Raw genomic sequence first — 15874 nt, forward strand, 5'->3', positions numbered from 1 at the left:
TTCCTCCTCCATTTCCTCCAACGCTCTTTTTGTGCGCGTCTGGCGCGCCGGCGTCGAGGTCATTGTTGTCTTGAAGCGGCGCTTTGGCAATGAGCCAACATGATGGATTTGAAGTTTCTGCCGTTTGACGGCGTCCGCGCTGCCGCTCACAGACGAAAGGCCGCGTCGCACCGCCATCCGTGCAACGAAGGCCCAGCTGAATTTGCCGCAGGCGAATGTCAAGGCTCGACGTGCCAAGAATGGGGCAGGATATCGCGCTTAGCCGTTGCCGCTTTGGACAGGGTGTTAGTCTAGCCTGGCGGTTGTCGTGGTCAATCCGGGGCAGATGACAGCCTACGCCAATGCGCTCGGCAAGCGGGCCAGGACCGACACCACCGATGCTGCTGTAACGCTGCCTTCGTTGGGTCGAGCAAGCGGCAAGTGCCCGTTGCGCGGCACCGAAGCCGAGGCCCTGGCCGGGCTCGTCGCTCGCCGCCGTCAGATTGTGCGGATGATCGCAGCCGAGAGAGCCATGCCCGCACCGCCATGGCAACGCAGGCACCAAAGAGCATCCAGCCAAAAGGAAAAAGACCGGCTGGAGAAGGTGTTGTTTCGCGGTTATTTCCGATCGCTTAGACTCAATTAGGCGACTTTGAGATCTTTCATCGCCTTTTCAACGACATCCTTGATCGGCCTCGATACATCTTCGGCAGCCTTGGTCGTCACGGCCTGAAATTCCTTGGCCTGCTCGACGGTCTTTTCGAGCTGCGTGCGCAAGAAGGCAGTCTGCAGTTCGATGAACTCGGACGGCGACTTCACGGCAACCAGGGCTTCGAGGTGCGAGAAGCCGGCTTCGGCATTGGCGCGCAGAGCAGCAATTGTCTTCAGCGACAACTCGTTGCCGACGATCTTGGCGGTTTCGAAGCTCGACTGCAGAGCCTTCTGGGTCGTGTCGGTGCCTGACGCAAATTTCGCATAGGCTTCTTTCGACTGCTCGACGCCCTTTTCGGCGACAGCGCGGACCTGGTCGGCAGCCTTCGACGCGTCGAAGGTGGGGAATGAGGTATTTTCAACGGTGTCAGCGGTCTTGGCCATAGTTTCCATCCTTTCCGGTGGACGGCCTTTCACAAAAGCCGTCTCGTTCATTTACGAAACTGACGTTACGGCATTTATAGTGCATTGCAATATTTTTGTGCGACGCACCATCCCTCTTCCAGCGTTCCGAGGGGGCATGCGGAGGGTCGGTGGCATCTCGAGATCGCCGGTTCTGCAGGAAGAACTCTTCTGGACGGATCACCTGATCCCTGATCCAGCATAGCCTCGCAACAGAGCACGACGTTTTGCCACCTGCGTATCTACTTCAGCCGCTATTCGGCAACCGTCCAAGTCTACGTCAACGAAAGCGTTAAATTCGTGCGCCGCAAACTTTCAGTCGGCGTACCCGCTGGGCACAAGGCGATCGCTTTCCTTAGCGCGCCATCGAGAAGTTGCCTCGATATGGCGGTGGTTGACGCGAAGGCGCGCCTCTACCGCTTCCAGTGCGCCGTGAAGTGACCACCCCTGGTGGTCTATCGGTTAGCCAAGTTCCGGATCAGTGCGGATGCCTGAAGAAGACAACCGCTTCCTATCATCCAGGCATACAGTCCCACATGATCCGACGGGCTGAAGCCGGTGGGCAAATGCACGATAGGCATTCGAAACGACTTATCGTCGATCACCAACCCAACGGATCGAAGATCCGGTGGCACGTTTCCGGGAATTGCCAAAATTGGGGTATCCTTGTCCCAGACCAAGCTTGTCGCCAGCGACTCTTCATTATAGGCAACCGAAACATCCGCCCTGTGCCCCGGTGGGCGCCAAAGCTCCAGTTTGAGGTCATAAACGCAGCCTGTCAGACCATTTTCGACCGGCACCATCCAAGGTTCCAAGGTGGCGGCCGTCGTGTCGGAAACGCCACGAGATCCACCTATGGTTTGGAGCTGACCAGCGGCATTCCCCAATAGATCCGAAATCGCAGTCAAACTCGAAGAAGCGCCTGCCGCCCCGTTAGACGTTGATCCAGAATCTGATGCGTCGTCGGTCACCACAATATCCGCAGGTCCCGGCAACGCAGTGACCGAGCCATCGTCACCCATCAAAGTGACAGTCGATCCACCCTCGATATGCACGAGGTCGCCCAGTCTGAACAGTTTGCCGAGCTGAGGGCTGTCCGCGGGAGGATCGACAGCGACAACGACATACTCGCTGGCCGCAAGAGCGCTCGAGCAGGAACCAACTGCTGCGATGGCCGCAGCCAGTAGGAAAATGATTTTGGGTTGCCGATACATGACGCACATTCAACCATACGCTTGTTTTACTTGCCTTCAAGATAGATCCTATCGCCAGCCTCACCCTGCTTCAGTCTCCCAAGGTGATAAGCAACGAGGCCATCGTTGGGATATTGAATGGCCAGCGATGCAAAGGCAGCAGCGGCAGTCTTGTCGCGCGCGGACATCAGCAAGTAAGCTTGCGAGTAAGCCTCCACCATCTCGCGATTCATACGCCCGTCTTCCAGCAACTCGAAGGCTGAGATCCACTCAGTCTTGCCTTTCAGACACAACACACCGGACGGCCGAAGCAGGTAGTCATCGGAAGAGTTCGCCACCTCCTCGCTGATGCAGTTCACGGTACCTAGAAACTTGTTCGCGCCTTCGAGCCTGGCAGCGGTGTTCACCGTATCGCCCATGGCCGTGTAGTTGAAGAATCGATTGCCCCCAAAATTTCCGACAACTGCAGGTCCTCGATGGACGCCGATACGAGTGACGCCAACGTCATGGCCTCTAGACTTTAGATCTGTCCGAAATCTTCGAGACATCGCGACGGTAGCAAGCGTTAGTTTTAGGGCGCTTTCGGCTTGGTCCTCCTGCACACCCGGTGCGCCAAAAAAACCAATGACTGCATCGCCTATTAGTTTGTCTATCGTGGCGCCATGTTCAATGAAGAGACCACAAACCGCCTCGAGGTATTCATTCAGAACCGTAGCAAATACCTCTGGTTCCGTCCGTTCGCCCAAACTGGTGAATCCCTCAAGGTCGGTGAACACGCACGTTATCAAGCGTTCGGATCCGCCGAGGCGCAGTGACGCCGGCTTGCTGACTAGCTCTGCCACGACTGCCGGGCTGAGATACTGAGAGAACGCGTTCTGGACGAAACGCCTTTCTTTCGAGTCCCGGTGCCATGCCAGAATTGCGACGAATCCGGAGAGCCCTAGCAGCAGCATCGACGGCGCGACCATAGGTAACAGAATTCCGGCCTTGGCAAACGCGGTTGCTTCTAAGATCAAAACCGAAACGACTGCGCCGATGATGACCACAGGTTTCACCAACACTGATATGCGGAGCCAAGCGACCCAGATGCAGAGCGCCGTCGCGAGAACGAAGGGCCCAAACGCCGCCACCGCCTCTGGCGTAATGATTTTGTCGCCCTTGATCAATCTCGCCAGCGCATTGGCATGAATAACGACACCCGGCAGCGCTCCGGCAACAGAGCCGTTCAGCACGGCAAAGGGGGTTGCATGACGATCCTGCAGCGGGAGGTCAACGCCGATCAAAACGAACTTCCCGGCGAACCAGGCCGGGGGCGCGAAAGCGGCGGCGTGTGCCGGATATATTGTCCATCGTGCCGGATGAATGCCTGTAGACCGATAGTAGACCATCTTCTCCGCAGCTTGCGATGCCGATATGCCGGCGGTCTGCGCAAGCGCTGATGCAAAGCTAGGTTGCCAGTTGCCATTCACCACGCGCCCGGGAAATTCTTCCCGCACAACCCCGTCGACCCTATCATGAGACAGGGCGGCCAGTCCGCGGATGGCGCTTGGCGCGAAGCGACTAAGATACGACAGTTGCTTGTCGGTAAGGTCGTCCCCGTGTGATGCAGATGCGACAATTACCGGACTTTCGGCCGCCTCGATAACCTCAGCTAGGCGCCGATCCTTTTCCGCCTCGGTTGGCTGATCGAAAAGCAAGTCGATGCCTATTGTTCTCGGATGAGCCTTATCGATTCTCTGCACGAGGTCGGCCAAGGCACCCCGATCCAGCGGCGATCTATAGGGAAACCTTTCCAATGTCTGCTCTGTGATCGTTACGATCACGATGTCTGTCGGGGGCGCGACGAAGGGCGAGATGGTCGTCATCAAGACGTCGCGCAGCAGTTTCTCGCCTGAGGGAGAGAATGTGGCAATGCAGGCGCCCAGAATGAAAAAGAATCCGAGCGAGGCGAGAAGGCGCCCTTTTTGAACCATTCCGATCGGCGTGAAGACGGCCAAGCTGCGTGCAATTCGTTTCGGTGTCTATCGGCGTGAATCTACACAGCATAGACCGCTGACGAACTGTGGGCTAGCGGTGGGCCCTTCGCTAGATCCGCTGGACTTGACACTGCGAAGCACCGGGCTCAGTCTCGCAAGACTGCTCCGGTTTTATCCTGTCCATCGACTGGTGAATCCGCTGCATGAGCTGAGACTAAGGATATCAGCCATGATGGCGCTTCGCTTCGCCATTGCGCTTCTTCTAGTTTCGCTGAGCGCCCAAGCGTGGGCAGAACGGCGCGTAGCGCTGGTCATCGGTAATTCTGCCTATAGATACGCGGTTCCACTTTCCAATCCAAAAAATGATGCGGTGGATATGACCGCAAAACTGCAGGCGTTGGGCTTTGAGGTGGTTGCAGGCGAGGACCTCGATCTGAGCGGGATGCGCGGCACGGTTCGAGATTTCATCGGCAAGCTGGATGGTGCCGACATGGCGCTTCTCTTCTATGCCGGCCATGGCGTCCAGGTGAACGGCACCAACTACATGGCTCCCGTTGATGCGCGGCTATCCACATATAACGACCTCGACTTCGAAGCCGTGCCCATGGACCTCGTCTTGTCGGCCATGGAGCGAACCACGAAGGTCAACCTGGTATTTTTGGATGCTTGCCGGGACAGTCCTTTCTCACAGAACCTTGGGCGCTCGATGGGTACGCGATCAGGGTCGGTCGGTCGGGGCTTGGCAAAGCTAGGCACGGGCGTTGGATCGCTCATAGCCTTTGCAACGCAGCCCGGGAACGTTGCGCTGGACGGCGAGGGAAGGAACTCGCCGTTCACATCTGCGCTGCTGAAGAATCTTGGTACGCCTGGCCAGGACATCTCCCGCGACCTCATCAACGTCCGTAGGGATGTGCTTGAAGCAACCGACGGCAAACAAGTGCCATGGGACAACTCCTCGCTGACGGGCGACGTCATTTTGCAACCGTTGTCCGGAAACACCGCTGTCACGACGGGTGCGAAAGGAGGGGACGTAGAAGTCGCCTATTGGGAGACCATCAAGGAAAAAACGGACAAGCGCTTCTTTGAGGCCTATCTCAGACAGTATCCAAGCGGCGCCTTTGCGGCGTTAGCCAGCTTGAAGATCGACGAGATCGAACAGGCAGCAACAGATCGTGGCAAAGCCCCCTCGATTTCCATCGAGGGCGTGGAGGTTGCAGAAGCTCATCCTGATTTAGATGTGACGCAAGCTTCGGCTGATCCGCGCGCGTTGACAAAGGCAACGCAAACAGAGCTAACGCGAGTCGGCTGCCTTGTCGGACAGGCAGACGGCAAATGGGGACCGGGAAGTCGGAAAGCTCTTCAAGCCTTTGCCGAGCAGCGGGGATTGAAGCTTGCCGGCCTGGAGCCGACGAAAGAGGTGTTGCGCGCAATCAAGAATATCCCAGAACGTGTCTGCGCTCCGGTCAAGGTAAAGGCTTTTGATGGCGCGTGGGCACTGACGCGGCGCGCAGGTAATTCCGCCTGCGATTACACTGAACAGTCAACGACAATCTTTATCGATGGAACGGAAATTTCCGCGATGGTGCCGTTGGCCGGAACAATCACCGCCGACGGGGCATTCGACATCTATTTAAGTTTCGTCGATGACGATGGTGCGCCAAGGCAAAACCATATCATCGGCAGGCTTCAAGGTGCGAAAGGCAGCGGTGAGTTTTCTCGAGTCGGAGGCGAGTGTGCAGGTGTCGTAAGACTTGACAAGCGTACTGAATAGGGCCGGCATTTGCGGGTCCGTGCAAACGCCGACCAAACCATTCGGACGTGGTCCGTCTCATTGAACCAACGTTGAAGTCGCGTGGACTTTGCCGTCGTCGCGTACCTCGTAAAATTTGTCGTTGTCAATGTAGATAAGATGACAAACTGGCTTACCTTGGTCTTGTGAACAGGCCTTGTCGCCGTCTAAAGTCAATGGAACTTTGACCTTTATCTTAGTTTTGTTGTTCACCAAAGCTTCACCAATGATCTGTTTTTTCTTCCAGTTCCAGACAAGAGTGGCAGTTATGGCGGCTCCAGCGTCGTATATAATTACATTTACCTTTTTCCCATCAGCAAAAGTCTTAAATTCTTCCATCGATGCTTTCTTCGCGCTACTTGGTAGATCCTCGGCCCAAGCGGACATAGCAAGTGAAAACGTAGCTGCGACAACAAGCGATAACAGTTTCATCCTATCCTCCCCATCCCCCGCCGGTTTGACTGACACGTCTATATATTCTTAAGCGAGGAGACTGAAAATTATCATGATAACAAGCTTTCAAGAAGCGGAAATCAGCGCGTCCTAGATGTCGTTGGGGACATTTGCTCAAGTTGAGCGAAGCCGCACATTCTAGCATGTTCCCTAGGATTTGCGCTTAAGCCAACGCGTTCTCGGTGTTTACAATGCGCAGACCGCCCGAGCGTGTGATGCGTGGTGTTTGGATTGCGAGCCTCTTTGCACTTACCGCCGCGTATGTTGCCGACCAAGCGGGCCTTGAGGGCATCGTCTCGAAGCGCGCCGACAGCCCGTATCGAAGCGGCCCGACGACGAATTGGCTGAAGACGAAGAGCTTCACAGTCCAGGAATACGAACTATTGGGCGTCGAGCGCGAGCCGGGCAAGGCGGCATTCGCCTTGCTGGCGAAGCCCGGTACCGGAAAATATGCCGGTTCGGCTTTCATCACCTTGAACCAGGAGATGCGAACGGCTGTGGAAGCGTGTCCAAGAGCACGCCGGGCCACCGCCGAAGGGCAAAAAGCGGCCGGCGACCATGGGTCAGGCCGGGCTGAAAGCCCACGTCAAGCATCTACGGGGCGAGTTCGGATTTCGCCACGCCTCACTGCAGGATTCAGAGAGGAGTGATACCTCCAGCGAACACGGCACGAATTAGCCGGCAAACCGCGGCGGGCGGGTGCCTCGGGGACAAGATGGTAGATTGCCAATGCGTTTGCGGGTGTGGCCTTAAGTCGCAAACTATTGGCTTCAGAAGCAGGGCGTCGGGCTTCATTGACGGTGCTGCCAACACCATATGGTGATCCATAGCCTCCCAAACGAGAGAAGCTCGCCCCTGACGGGTCGCACTGCGGCCGTCACCCGGCAATTGCTACGAACTAGGAAACCATCATGCCTGAAAATATCAGACTAACTTCGAGAGATGTCCCCCTCATTCAGCTAGGCCTCTATCAATGCCGCTTCCCGGTGAGCGAAGACCCGTCAGTACCCGGTGGTTATCGTTTTTGTGCTGGGCCAACTTCGCCGGATCGCGTCTACTGCGATCACCACCACAATATTGTGACCGCCGTGGACCCTCGTCGAGCCCGTTCGGGTCTCCACCTCGCTCAACGACGCGCTGCGTAAGTCTGACTGGCGGCGGCCTCCCGGCCAGGCGCTATGCGCTCCAAGGCCTTGGCTACGACCATTCCGTCGGCTCGGTCTGGCGCATCCTCCCTTATCCCGTCTTCGCCGATGTATCCCCCCGTCGCCCGATTGAGAACGACGACTTCTCGCCGAAGCGATCGCTTCGTAGCCCGACTGGAAGCTCAGTGTGCTTTTGTAGAGGTCGAGGGTCCCATCCAACGTCTGGACTCCACTGGAGTGCCTGCACTCGAGAGCGATTGGCTCTGCGGCAGCCGATAAGGACCAAATGCGCCATCTGCGGAAGTTCGAGGCATCGCCGATGAACGGCAGCCATCGGGCCCGTCGCAGAAGTTGGGGTGCGAGCGCACTATGGCGCAAGTCGGCCCCATTGCCGACTTTCCCGCACCCAATATTCCTATGAAGGATGATCTTGCTTTGAGGGCAACCACCGTCCACAACACAAAGGCTTCAACGGTTTTTATGCGGCCAATCGGACTTCTGCCGGGCCACAACCGGACAGCCGTTCACTCCGGCAACCCCGCGAACCGCATGTGTCCGATCCAGCGATCGAGGGCCCCGCGGGCGAGGTAGTTTTTCTCCCATTGCCTGCGTTGTTTGCTGATGGAGTCGCCGGGCGAGTCTTTGAGGAAAACCGCAAGTGCTTCCTTTGCTTCCCGCTTGTTTCCCAGACAAGCGTGGATCCCGGCAAGCATGCGCTGTGCGCCGCTCGGGATTCTAGACATTTTCCGCATCGCCGTCAGCGCAGCCCCGCAATCGTTCTTTTCGTAGAGCGCCCAGCCCATCTGCCAGTGGAACCAGTCAGGGTGGAAGGGATCGATGCCCTTGGCCTGCTCGATCCGATCAATCGCTTCGTCCGTGCGGCCAACGTTCAGCAGCACGCCTGCACTCATGACGAGGATATTCGAGTCGCTGGGGTTCAGGGCGATCGCCTGATCGTACCGGGCAAGGGCCTGCTCCATCTCGCCGGCTTCGGTGTGGATGCTGGCGCGGATGTTATGCGCCTCGGAATCGTCGGGAGCGAGTAGAATAGCCTTGTCGGCGTATTCGGCGGCCCGCTTCAACGCCTCGTCGGGGTTATTTTCCTGCTTGTGCCAGAATACCGCGTCATTGCGATAGGACCAGGCCATCCCGATATAGCCGAACTGGGCGTTCGGATCCGCTTCGATCGCCTTGAGGCTGAACTGCCTTAGCAGATCGTTCCCCGCGGCAGAGAAATTGATCTCGGCCCTTCCCATCAACTCGGCCCTTCCCATCAGGTAGTAGCGGAGCGCGCTGACCTGCGCGGCGTCACTCCTTGGCAGCGGGCGCTGGATTCTCTGCCCGACCCGATCCGCAAGCGTGCGGATGATTTCCTCCTGGACGACGAAAAAATTGCCAATCTCCCGGTTGTAGGTGTTGGCCCAGACATGCGATCCGTCATGCGCATTCAGCAACTGGGCGGTCACTTTCAGCCGGTCTCCGACCTTCTGCTGGCTGCCTTCGAGCAGGTAGTCGACGCCGAGTTCATCTCCGATCTTCCTGGTGTCGACCGGCTGGTCGCGGTACCTGAAGCTCGAGTTTCGGGCGATGACGGCATAAGTCTTGCTCCGCGAAAGCTCGGTGATGATCCCCTCGGCGACGGCATCGCTGAGATATCCCTTATCCGCGCCGGTACTGAAGTCGTCGAAGGGAAGGATCGCAATCCTCGGCATGTCGCTCGAAGGAACTGGAGCGGCTCGCCATATTTCCGCGCCGTAGTATGCGCCGATCGCTGCCGGAGCGAGAACGATTGCAGCAAGAATGAAGCCGCGCTGCGAGAATCGTGTCTTGGCACGTTCCGTGTCGGCTGCGGCGTTTGCGTCCGCCGCGTCCGACGGATTGGCATTCAGCCGGTAGCCTCGCTTGGGGAGGGTTTCCACGATCACGTGCGCGTCGTCCCTTAATGCGCGGCGAATATCGGCAATGCATTGAGTGAGGCTGTCGTCGGTCACGAAGGTCTCGGGCCAAACCGCCTGCATCAGCGCATCCTTGGACACGATTTCGCCCGGTCGCGCCGCGAGCACCGAGAGCACCTCGGCGGACTGGCTGCGAAGATTGACCGCTTTGCCTTCGACGGTTCGGAGTTCTTTGCTTTTCGTCAGGAAGGCAAAACCGCGAAACGTGATCGTTTCAGCAGATTTCAGGTCAATTTCAGGGGCCGTTCGGGACATTTCACCTTCCTGGCGCGCTTCCTAGTTTAGCCCATTCGGCCTTCGCCTCCAAGCGATCCCAGCAGCACCGGATGAAACGGAGGACGACATGAATCGCACCAAGCTCATCATCGCTCTCGCTCTTCTTTTGGCAACGCAAACGGCCGCAAAACCGGATCCCCGCATCGCGAGATTCTGTGGTCCTGACCATGTCAACGAGGTTGCCTCAGACGACGTCCGTCCCAACCCCGGCGGTTATTGTGTCGCCAGCCTTAAGTCGATGGATAACCGGGCCATGTTCACCGCCATCGCTGTCACAATCCTTCTGACCAACCAGGGGGAGCTAATCAGGCTCCCCGACGTGAAACCCATGACCTCCATGGCGGAGTGCAGAGCTTGGACCCATCAACAGGAGTTCATGCGCGTACTCCCCGGCTATCTCGCCACCTTCCATTACTGCGACAACGCATCAGAACCATGATTTTGCAAGGCCTGGCTGTTCACGCTCGGATCGAAGGATGGCACCACTCCTGCCGGGACCAAGGTCGTCGAGATCGGGCCCGTTCCGCCGATCAGTGCGAGCGAGTATTTGCTGCGCGTCAACGGCCCGGTGGAGCGACGGTGCCAAGACGCCGATCCATACACATCCGGGACCGGAGGCCTTCTATGTCCTGGGCGGCAAGCTCGGCCAAAGAACGCCCCACAGAGTGAGCTATGCCGAAGCCGGCACGACCATGGTCGGACACGGGGTCGACATGCCGATGGAGGTGTTCAGCGCCGGCACAACCGCTCTTGATGAGCTGGCCATCTTCATGGTGGACGCCAATCGGCCGTTCTCGTCGCCGGCCAGCCTCGACTGAGGCGACGTTTCGCGGGGTGGCGCGCATGTTTGGTACGAGCTGAGGCGGCACCCCAGCGAAGATCCGCAAGATTCGGGAAATTTGGATTCTCGCTTACACGCATCATCGAAGCCGTCGGGCGGCACTGGGGCGCGGCGCTATCCGTATCTCAGCCGCAGCTCGCGCTGGCTCCCGGATCATATCGAGTCCGGCGGGACAAGAAAACAGTTCTCATGCTCTTGGGTCGGATGGAGGCATATATGATAGTCGCCGTCCTGCGACGGAATCTCATCACCATATGGGATGAAATATCGCTGTTGCCGCGTGATCTTCCGATGACCCCCGGGCCTCAGGATCACAACCCAGCCACCGGGACGAACATGAACCGCGCCGTTTGGGATTCGCTGACACTCGCCATGTTCGGCGTCGCCGTGACAGCAGGCCGGCGGATAGCTCCATCCGGACGGGGCATCATGTGCGCTCGAGGGAACCAAGAATCCTGACGACGAAAGGGCCGCAAGGACGACCGCCGCAGGGCTTGGCGCCGCGGCATTCCCTTTTCCGATTGCCGCTTCGGCCACATGTTGAAGCAATTACACGCCTTTATTAGCATTAGCTAACAAAAAGGTGCTGAGGCGTCATCTTATGCACCCGTTCTTGCGTTCCGTTTCGGCATGCTGTCTACCCGGTTCTATCCCGGTTGTGTGTCTCAGTTTGAAATTTCGCGTTCGCTTTCGTTACGCCGTTTCCTGCCTTTGCGTGACAACCGCGTCATCCAGAGGGCAGTGCAACATCACGACCGATGCGGAATCCGTCAAAGCGGTGCGAAACTTCGTAGGAGCAAGGTCTTCGCGAGTGCCGGGCAGGGGATATTTGTCACCACCGCCTCTCGTTCTCGAAAGTAGCGCGAGCGCTACCGAGGAAGGCCCGAGAGACGAAGTTAAAGCTGCACCTGGAGCTTGATCGACGGAGAGCGGTTGCTTGAGATGCTTTACACAACCAACGCGCCGAAGCCTGCCTTGCCTCGGCCGCCGGTCAAACTCGACCAGGAATGGCGGGACGTCCATGGCCCGGGTCATTCTCGCACTCGACTTTTTACTGATTACATGAGCGGATGGCCCCGTTGGGGGAGCCGCAGACGCGCTCGGCCGAAGGTGTCTGGCATTTGGTCTGAGATCGATCGTGTCGAAGCCAATTTCCGCCTGCTGCGCTTCACGCTATTGCAAGACATTCAAATTTGAGCTTCCGCACTCATGCTTTGTCGAGAGTATCTCCGTAAGTTTTAGCCGTTCTGAATCGCCGTCGGCGACGATGACGACGAAATAGGAGAACGCAATGGCTCGCAATCACGTTGAACGTCTTGGAGAGTTTAGGGAAATCTTAGTCGCGACGCGGCGCGAAGGAGTCCGTAACGTGCACCATACTCGCGACGCAATGCGGGCAAGTGGCTTTCAGATCGGGGACAGCGACGGCTCCAGCTACGGAGCCGAGCTGAAGGTGCTCCAAGAGGAAATTGAGGCAGTCGATCGCGCCATCGAAGACGAGAAGCGGTTGGCCCTGGCCCCCGAGAGCGCGGCTCAATCCCGCCGACCGACTAAACCGAGAATCGTGAAGGGAACATAGAGTCAGGTAAGGCCCTTGGCGCCCGTCGCGTCGATCGCCTTCGGTACAGTGTCGGGCTCGTCGCCGCCGTGGCGCAGCGCCCTAAAAGCGGACGTTTCGCTTTCGGCCCCTAGCGCAACGCAGAGCATCTGCTCGGCAAAAATCGCTCCTGTGAACTCCGACGTCGCATGCCGGACCAACAGGTTCGGCCAACATCAGGTGTGACGCAGTCCCAACAAACATGCAGTTCAGACAATCGATTACGCGTTTTTGTTGAAGTCGTGCCATGCGGCCGATCCGAAAGGATCGGCCGCATCCGGCATCCTTCACCTTCACTGACTGAAACACGCTTAAAAAAATCGGGCCCGAGTAGACTAAGTTCCATGGACTAAGTCAGAGGCCCGCAATGCGCACCGTCAATATCCACGAGGCCAAGACATCTGTCTCGTCTCGTCGACAGGGGGCCAAAGGCGAATCCTTCATTATCGCCAAATCCGGCAAGCCGATGGTCAAGGTCGTTGCCATAGACGCACCTGCGGCCGGCGAAATGCGTCGGGTGGGGTTTATGGCCGGGCGGTTTTCAGTTCCGGACGATTTTGATCGCATGGCCGATGACGAAATCGAGAAGCTGTTTGGCGGCCATGCATGAAACTTCTTCTCGAGACCCATCTTCTGCTCTGGGCGGCGGGCGAACCCGAAAAGCTTCCGCGTGCCGCCCTCGCTGAGATCGAGAATGCCGATAACCACTTGACGTTCAGCGTCGCAACTCCCTGGGAGATTGCCATTAAACGCGGTCTGGGCCGCCCTGACTTCAGGGTCGATGCGCGCGTCTTTTATGTCGGGGTCTGATGGACAATGGCTATCATGAGCTGCCAATCACCGGCGAGCATGCCGTCGCAGTGGAGGGGCTTCCACCCATCCACAAGGACCCCTTCGATCGGATCCTCATTGCTCAATCGATTGTGGAGGCATTACTTTGACTGTCGACGATCGGGTCGTGCGGTATCCTGCGCCCGTCCGTCGTCTCTGATCAAGCTGGATCGCAAGCCCCTTGGTAGAGTAGTCGGCTATCGCTTCAGACCACCCATGAAAGCCTTTACTCGAGCAGAGTCGACTTGGTTCCACCAGACGCCGTCGTGCTTCAGCGCGCTGGCGATGATGACCCCGTCGACAATGGCGAGGATATCCTTGGCATTGTCCGGCGTGACACCGCTGCCGACCAGCGTCGGCAGGCCGGCGGCCTGCTTGATCATACTTATGTAACCCAAATCCGCGGCGTGGCCGGTGCGCTGGCCAGTGGCGATGATGGCGTCGGCGTCGAAGAAGACCAGGTCCTTGACCAATTCCTCCACCGGCCGGTCGGCGACGATGGCGTGTGCGCCGTGCTTGACATGGGCATCGGCGAAAATGCGGATGCCGTTGGCGCGCAGCCTGGCGCGGTAGCGTGCCGCGCGGCCCGATTCGCCTTCGACAAAGCCCTCATTGGCGACGTAGGCATTCGCCCATTGATTGACGCGGACGAAGCCGGCGCCGGCTGCGCTGGCGATCGCCAGGGCCGGGATCGCGGCATTGGCCAGCACATTGATGCCGATCGGCCTGCCGAGTTCACGGCGGATGCGGTCGGAAACGACCGCCATATAGGCCGCCGTCTCCGGGCCGATATCATCAGGCTTGGCGAACGGGATGTCGCCATGGTTCTCGACGATGACGCCGTCGCAGCCGCCGTCGAGATAGGCCTTGGCGTCGTCGAGCCCGCGCTGGTAGATCGCCTCGATAGCCTCGCCGTCATAGCGCGGCGCGCCGGGCAGCGGCGCCAGATGAACGACGCCGATCACCACCTTTGTGCGGCCGAAAAGGTCTACGAGCGCGTCGCCGCCAGATTGGCCGAGCTGGGTCATGAGAGCTCCATTTGATCGATGAGCGCCGCCATCTCGGAGGCGGAAGGACAGGATGCCAGCGTGCCCGGCCGTGTCACGGCGATTGCGGCGGCGGCGAGCGCCAGCTTCAGCGCCGAGATGACCGGCATGCCCCGGGCAAGCCCACCGGCCAGACAGCCGCAGAACACATCGCCCGCGCCGCTGGTGTCGAGCGCTTCGACCTGCGGCGCCGGCAAACGAAGCGGCTCTTCATGGCCCGGGCCAAGCAGGAGACAGCCTGCGGCGCCGAGAGTGATGACGACGGTGCCTGCGCTTTTGGCCACCAGCGCATCGGCCGCCGCCGCGATGTCATCCCGGCCGGTCAAGATTTGCGCTTCGGATTGGTTGACCACCAGAACCTCCGCCAGGCCGAGATCGGGCAGCGAGGCCGTGTCGATCGGGCTGGCGTTGAGAACGGTGCGCGCACCGTTTCCCTTTGCTGCTCTGAGGCAGGAATTGGTCACGGCAGTCCGCAAATTTCCCTGGCACACGAAGATGTCGCCGGGGGCGATCCAGCGGACAAGTGCTGTCTGCGTCACCGGATCGAAGGCCTCGCTGCAGGCGACGCCGCTGACGATGAAATTCTCTCCGCCTTTATCGACGACGATGGTCGAGCGGTCGCTCGGCAGCTCGAATTCGCTCACCTCAAGGTCTGACAGCTCGCTGTCGAGGCGGCTCCTGATCCATGCGCCTGCGGGGTCCTTGCCGAGCGCCGTCCAGAACGTCACTTCTGCACCAGTCCGTGCTGCTGCGACCGCCTGGTTGGCGCCCTTGCCGCCGAGACCGTCGGCGTAGCTCACGGCATTCAAGGTCTCGCCCGGGGCAGGGAAGCGGCCGACACGAAACATGGTGTCGACGCAGGCATTGCCGACGACGTGGACATGCATGGCTCAGCTCTCACCGGTCGCCCAGCCCAGCATCTGTTCGAACAGGGTCTTGTAGCCTGGCCAGGCGATGAATTGCGGCGGCAGCCAATGCGGCCCGACATCGGATGTCCAGGCCACGGTGCGGCCCTTGCCGTAACGGCCGGTGACAAGCAGCGGCAGCGAGCCATAATCCGACGACACACTGGCCAGGACCTCGGCCCCGTCCTTCAGCGTCACCTCGTTAAAACCCAGCAGGATCGGCCAGTCCGAGCCGAGGCCCCTGAGGATGGGATGGCTCGACCCTGGTTTCGGCACCGGCGCAAAACCTTCGGGAACCTCGACGCGGTCGTCGTAGGCCAGGCAATTCACCGGCAGCACGTCCTCGACCGGGGTCTTGCGGTAGCGCGCGCCGCCGTTGATGCCCTGGAAACTGTAGTAACCGCCGAACATCAATAGACCGCCGCCGCCGCTGACGTAATCGCGGAGCAGGCGCAGGCGGTTCGGCGTCGGCTTGGAGCGGACCCAGGTGTCGGGATGCAGCAGCAGCGTGTTGGCGCCGATGTCGGAGAGCACGACCGCGTCATAGGCCGACAGCGCCTCCATGGTCTGTGGAAAGCCGCGCTGCGCCTCATGCGCCGGCATGAACGTGACGTGGAAGTCGGTCGCCTTCAGCGCGCCCAGCAACTCGTCTGCGCCGGTGTGGTAGGTAACGGTCGGAAACTGGTCGAAACCCTTGATATGGGTCGCGGTCGACACCCAGGATTCGCCGGCAAGCAGGATCTTCTTCTTGGACATTTGAACTCCAGTGTAATTC

Annotated in this window: 17 protein-coding genes; 8 read left to right on the forward strand and 9 right to left on the reverse strand. The window is 59.0% G+C overall.

The features are described from left to right. The first annotated feature begins 307 nt into the window (after window positions 1–307). The gene (locus NKH90_RS20965; RefSeq protein WP_352774885.1) at window positions 308–625 is read left to right on the forward strand and encodes a hypothetical protein; all 318 of its coding nucleotides are present in this window, start codon (window positions 308–310) and stop codon (window positions 623–625) included. Here the strand turns inward: NKH90_RS20965 and NKH90_RS20970 are convergent. The 3 genes from NKH90_RS20970 to NKH90_RS20980 all read right to left on the reverse strand — a co-directional run bounded on the left by NKH90_RS20970 (window position 622) and on the right by NKH90_RS20980 (window position 4282). Then, window positions 622–1083, reverse strand: a complete 462-nt coding sequence (locus NKH90_RS20970; protein WP_352820687.1) for a phasin — start codon at window positions 1081–1083, stop codon at window positions 622–624. The two genes, NKH90_RS20965 and NKH90_RS20970, sit on opposite strands and share 4 nt — an antisense overlap. A 464-nt stretch (window positions 1084–1547) precedes the next feature. Next, a complete protein-coding gene (locus tag NKH90_RS20975) occupies window positions 1548–2306 on the reverse strand; it encodes a hypothetical protein (RefSeq protein WP_352774884.1) in 759 nt (252 codons plus the stop codon). A gap of 26 nt (window positions 2307–2332) precedes the next feature. Further along, complete coding sequence (locus tag NKH90_RS20980; RefSeq protein WP_352820688.1) at window positions 2333–4282, reverse strand: CHASE2 domain-containing protein; 1950 nt, start codon at window positions 4280–4282, stop codon at window positions 2333–2335. A 208-nt stretch (window positions 4283–4490) separates the two neighbouring features. On the opposite strand from NKH90_RS20980, the gene NKH90_RS20985 reads away from it, so the two are divergent. Next, complete coding sequence (locus tag NKH90_RS20985; protein ID WP_352616190.1) at window positions 4491–6032, forward strand: caspase family protein; 1542 nt, start codon at window positions 4491–4493, stop codon at window positions 6030–6032. Between the two features lie 57 nt (window positions 6033–6089). Here the strand turns inward: NKH90_RS20985 and NKH90_RS20990 are convergent, their stop codons facing one another. Then, window positions 6090–6482 carry a hypothetical protein gene (locus tag NKH90_RS20990; RefSeq protein WP_352616192.1) on the reverse strand — a complete coding sequence of 131 codons (393 nt, stop codon included), beginning with the start codon at window positions 6480–6482 and terminating at the stop codon, window positions 6090–6092. 212 nt (window positions 6483–6694) lie between these two features. On the opposite strand from NKH90_RS20990, the gene NKH90_RS20995 reads away from it, so the two are divergent. After that, window positions 6695–7153: a hypothetical protein gene (locus NKH90_RS20995; RefSeq protein WP_352820690.1), complete on the forward strand. Its 459-nt coding sequence runs from the start codon at window positions 6695–6697 to the stop codon at window positions 7151–7153. A gap of 1019 nt (window positions 7154–8172) precedes the next feature. On the opposite strand, the gene NKH90_RS21005 is transcribed toward NKH90_RS20995, so the two are convergent. Further along, window positions 8173–9858 (reverse strand): winged helix-turn-helix domain-containing tetratricopeptide repeat protein, encoded by a 1686-nt coding sequence (locus tag NKH90_RS21005; protein ID WP_352820692.1) that lies wholly within the window; start codon window positions 9856–9858, stop codon window positions 8173–8175. Between the two features lie 88 nt (window positions 9859–9946). Here NKH90_RS21005 and NKH90_RS21010 point away from each other — a divergent pair, with 88 nt between their 5' ends. From NKH90_RS21010 to NKH90_RS21020, 3 genes are all read left to right on the forward strand, one after another. Then, window positions 9947–10318, forward strand: a complete 372-nt coding sequence (locus tag NKH90_RS21010; protein ID WP_352820694.1) for a hypothetical protein — start codon at window positions 9947–9949, stop codon at window positions 10316–10318. A 226-nt stretch (window positions 10319–10544) separates the two neighbouring features. Next, window positions 10545–10697, forward strand: a complete 153-nt coding sequence (locus NKH90_RS21015) for a hypothetical protein (RefSeq protein WP_352819437.1) — start codon at window positions 10545–10547, stop codon at window positions 10695–10697. A gap of 1314 nt (window positions 10698–12011) precedes the next feature. Then, window positions 12012–12299, forward strand: a complete 288-nt coding sequence (locus NKH90_RS21020) for a hypothetical protein (RefSeq protein ID WP_352820696.1) — start codon at window positions 12012–12014, stop codon at window positions 12297–12299. Window positions 12300–12301: 2 nt separating this feature from the next. Here NKH90_RS21020 and NKH90_RS21025 read toward each other — a convergent pair whose 3' ends face one another. After that, window positions 12302–12478 (reverse strand): hypothetical protein, encoded by a 177-nt coding sequence (locus NKH90_RS21025; protein WP_352819439.1) that lies wholly within the window; start codon window positions 12476–12478, stop codon window positions 12302–12304. A gap of 206 nt (window positions 12479–12684) precedes the next feature. Here NKH90_RS21025 and NKH90_RS21030 point away from each other — a divergent pair, with 206 nt between their 5' ends. Together NKH90_RS21030 and NKH90_RS21035 are read left to right on the forward strand one after the other, a co-directional pair. Beyond that, window positions 12685–12927 carry a type II toxin-antitoxin system Phd/YefM family antitoxin gene (locus NKH90_RS21030; protein WP_352820697.1) on the forward strand — a complete coding sequence of 81 codons (243 nt, stop codon included), beginning with the start codon at window positions 12685–12687 and terminating at the stop codon, window positions 12925–12927. Continuing rightward, entirely contained in the window at window positions 12924–13127 is a 204-nt protein-coding gene (locus NKH90_RS21035) for a PIN domain-containing protein (protein WP_352820698.1), read from the forward strand. Before NKH90_RS21030 ends, NKH90_RS21035 begins: the two co-directional genes overlap by 4 nt. A 218-nt stretch (window positions 13128–13345) precedes the next feature. Here the strand turns inward: NKH90_RS21035 and NKH90_RS21040 are convergent, their stop codons facing one another. Genes NKH90_RS21040 through NKH90_RS21050 form a run of 3 tightly spaced genes read right to left on the reverse strand, consistent with a single transcriptional unit; the run spans window position 13346 to window position 15855 of the window. Beyond that, window positions 13346–14176: a BtpA/SgcQ family protein gene (locus NKH90_RS21040; RefSeq protein WP_352474307.1), complete on the reverse strand. Its 831-nt coding sequence runs from the start codon at window positions 14174–14176 to the stop codon at window positions 13346–13348. Beyond that, on the reverse strand, window positions 14173–15081 hold the full coding sequence (locus tag NKH90_RS21045; protein WP_352820699.1) for a ribokinase: 909 nt from the start codon (window positions 15079–15081) through the stop codon (window positions 14173–14175). The genes NKH90_RS21040 and NKH90_RS21045 overlap by 4 nt, the downstream gene beginning before the upstream one ends. A 3-nt stretch (window positions 15082–15084) precedes the next feature. Beyond that, window positions 15085–15855: a glutamine amidotransferase gene (locus NKH90_RS21050; RefSeq protein WP_352820701.1), complete on the reverse strand. Its 771-nt coding sequence runs from the start codon at window positions 15853–15855 to the stop codon at window positions 15085–15087. Window positions 15856–15874: the final 19 nt, after the last annotated feature.

It is taken from the genome of Mesorhizobium sp. M0898, from assembly GCF_040319695.1.
In the GTDB taxonomy this organism is placed as follows: domain Bacteria; phylum Pseudomonadota; class Alphaproteobacteria; order Rhizobiales; family Rhizobiaceae; genus Mesorhizobium.

Excerpts from the sequence above, each read along its gene's own strand:
- NKH90_RS20970 (WP_352820687.1), bottom strand. The coding sequence starts at position 1,083 with ATGGAAACTATGGCCAAGACCGCTGACACCGTTGAAAATACCTCATTC.
- NKH90_RS20975 (WP_352774884.1), bottom strand. The coding sequence starts at position 2,306 with ATGTATCGGCAACCCAAAATCATTTTCCTACTGGCTGCGGCCATCGCA.
- NKH90_RS20985 (WP_352616190.1), top strand. The coding sequence starts at position 4,491 with ATGATGGCGCTTCGCTTCGCCATTGCGCTTCTTCTAGTTTCGCTGAGC.
- NKH90_RS20990 (WP_352616192.1), bottom strand. The coding sequence starts at position 6,482 with ATGAAACTGTTATCGCTTGTTGTCGCAGCTACGTTTTCACTTGCTATG.
- NKH90_RS20995 (WP_352820690.1), top strand. The coding sequence starts at position 6,695 with ATGCGCAGACCGCCCGAGCGTGTGATGCGTGGTGTTTGGATTGCGAGC.
- NKH90_RS21005 (WP_352820692.1), bottom strand. The coding sequence starts at position 9,858 with ATGTCCCGAACGGCCCCTGAAATTGACCTGAAATCTGCTGAAACGATC.
- NKH90_RS21010 (WP_352820694.1), top strand. The coding sequence starts at position 9,947 with ATGAATCGCACCAAGCTCATCATCGCTCTCGCTCTTCTTTTGGCAACG.
- NKH90_RS21020 (WP_352820696.1), top strand. The coding sequence starts at position 12,012 with ATGGCTCGCAATCACGTTGAACGTCTTGGAGAGTTTAGGGAAATCTTA.
- NKH90_RS21030 (WP_352820697.1), top strand. The coding sequence starts at position 12,685 with ATGCGCACCGTCAATATCCACGAGGCCAAGACATCTGTCTCGTCTCGT.
- NKH90_RS21035 (WP_352820698.1), top strand. The coding sequence starts at position 12,924 with ATGAAACTTCTTCTCGAGACCCATCTTCTGCTCTGGGCGGCGGGCGAA.
- NKH90_RS21040 (WP_352474307.1), bottom strand. The coding sequence starts at position 14,176 with ATGACCCAGCTCGGCCAATCTGGCGGCGACGCGCTCGTAGACCTTTTC.
- NKH90_RS21045 (WP_352820699.1), bottom strand. The coding sequence starts at position 15,081 with ATGCATGTCCACGTCGTCGGCAATGCCTGCGTCGACACCATGTTTCGT.
- NKH90_RS21050 (WP_352820701.1), bottom strand. The coding sequence starts at position 15,855 with ATGTCCAAGAAGAAGATCCTGCTTGCCGGCGAATCCTGGGTGTCGACC.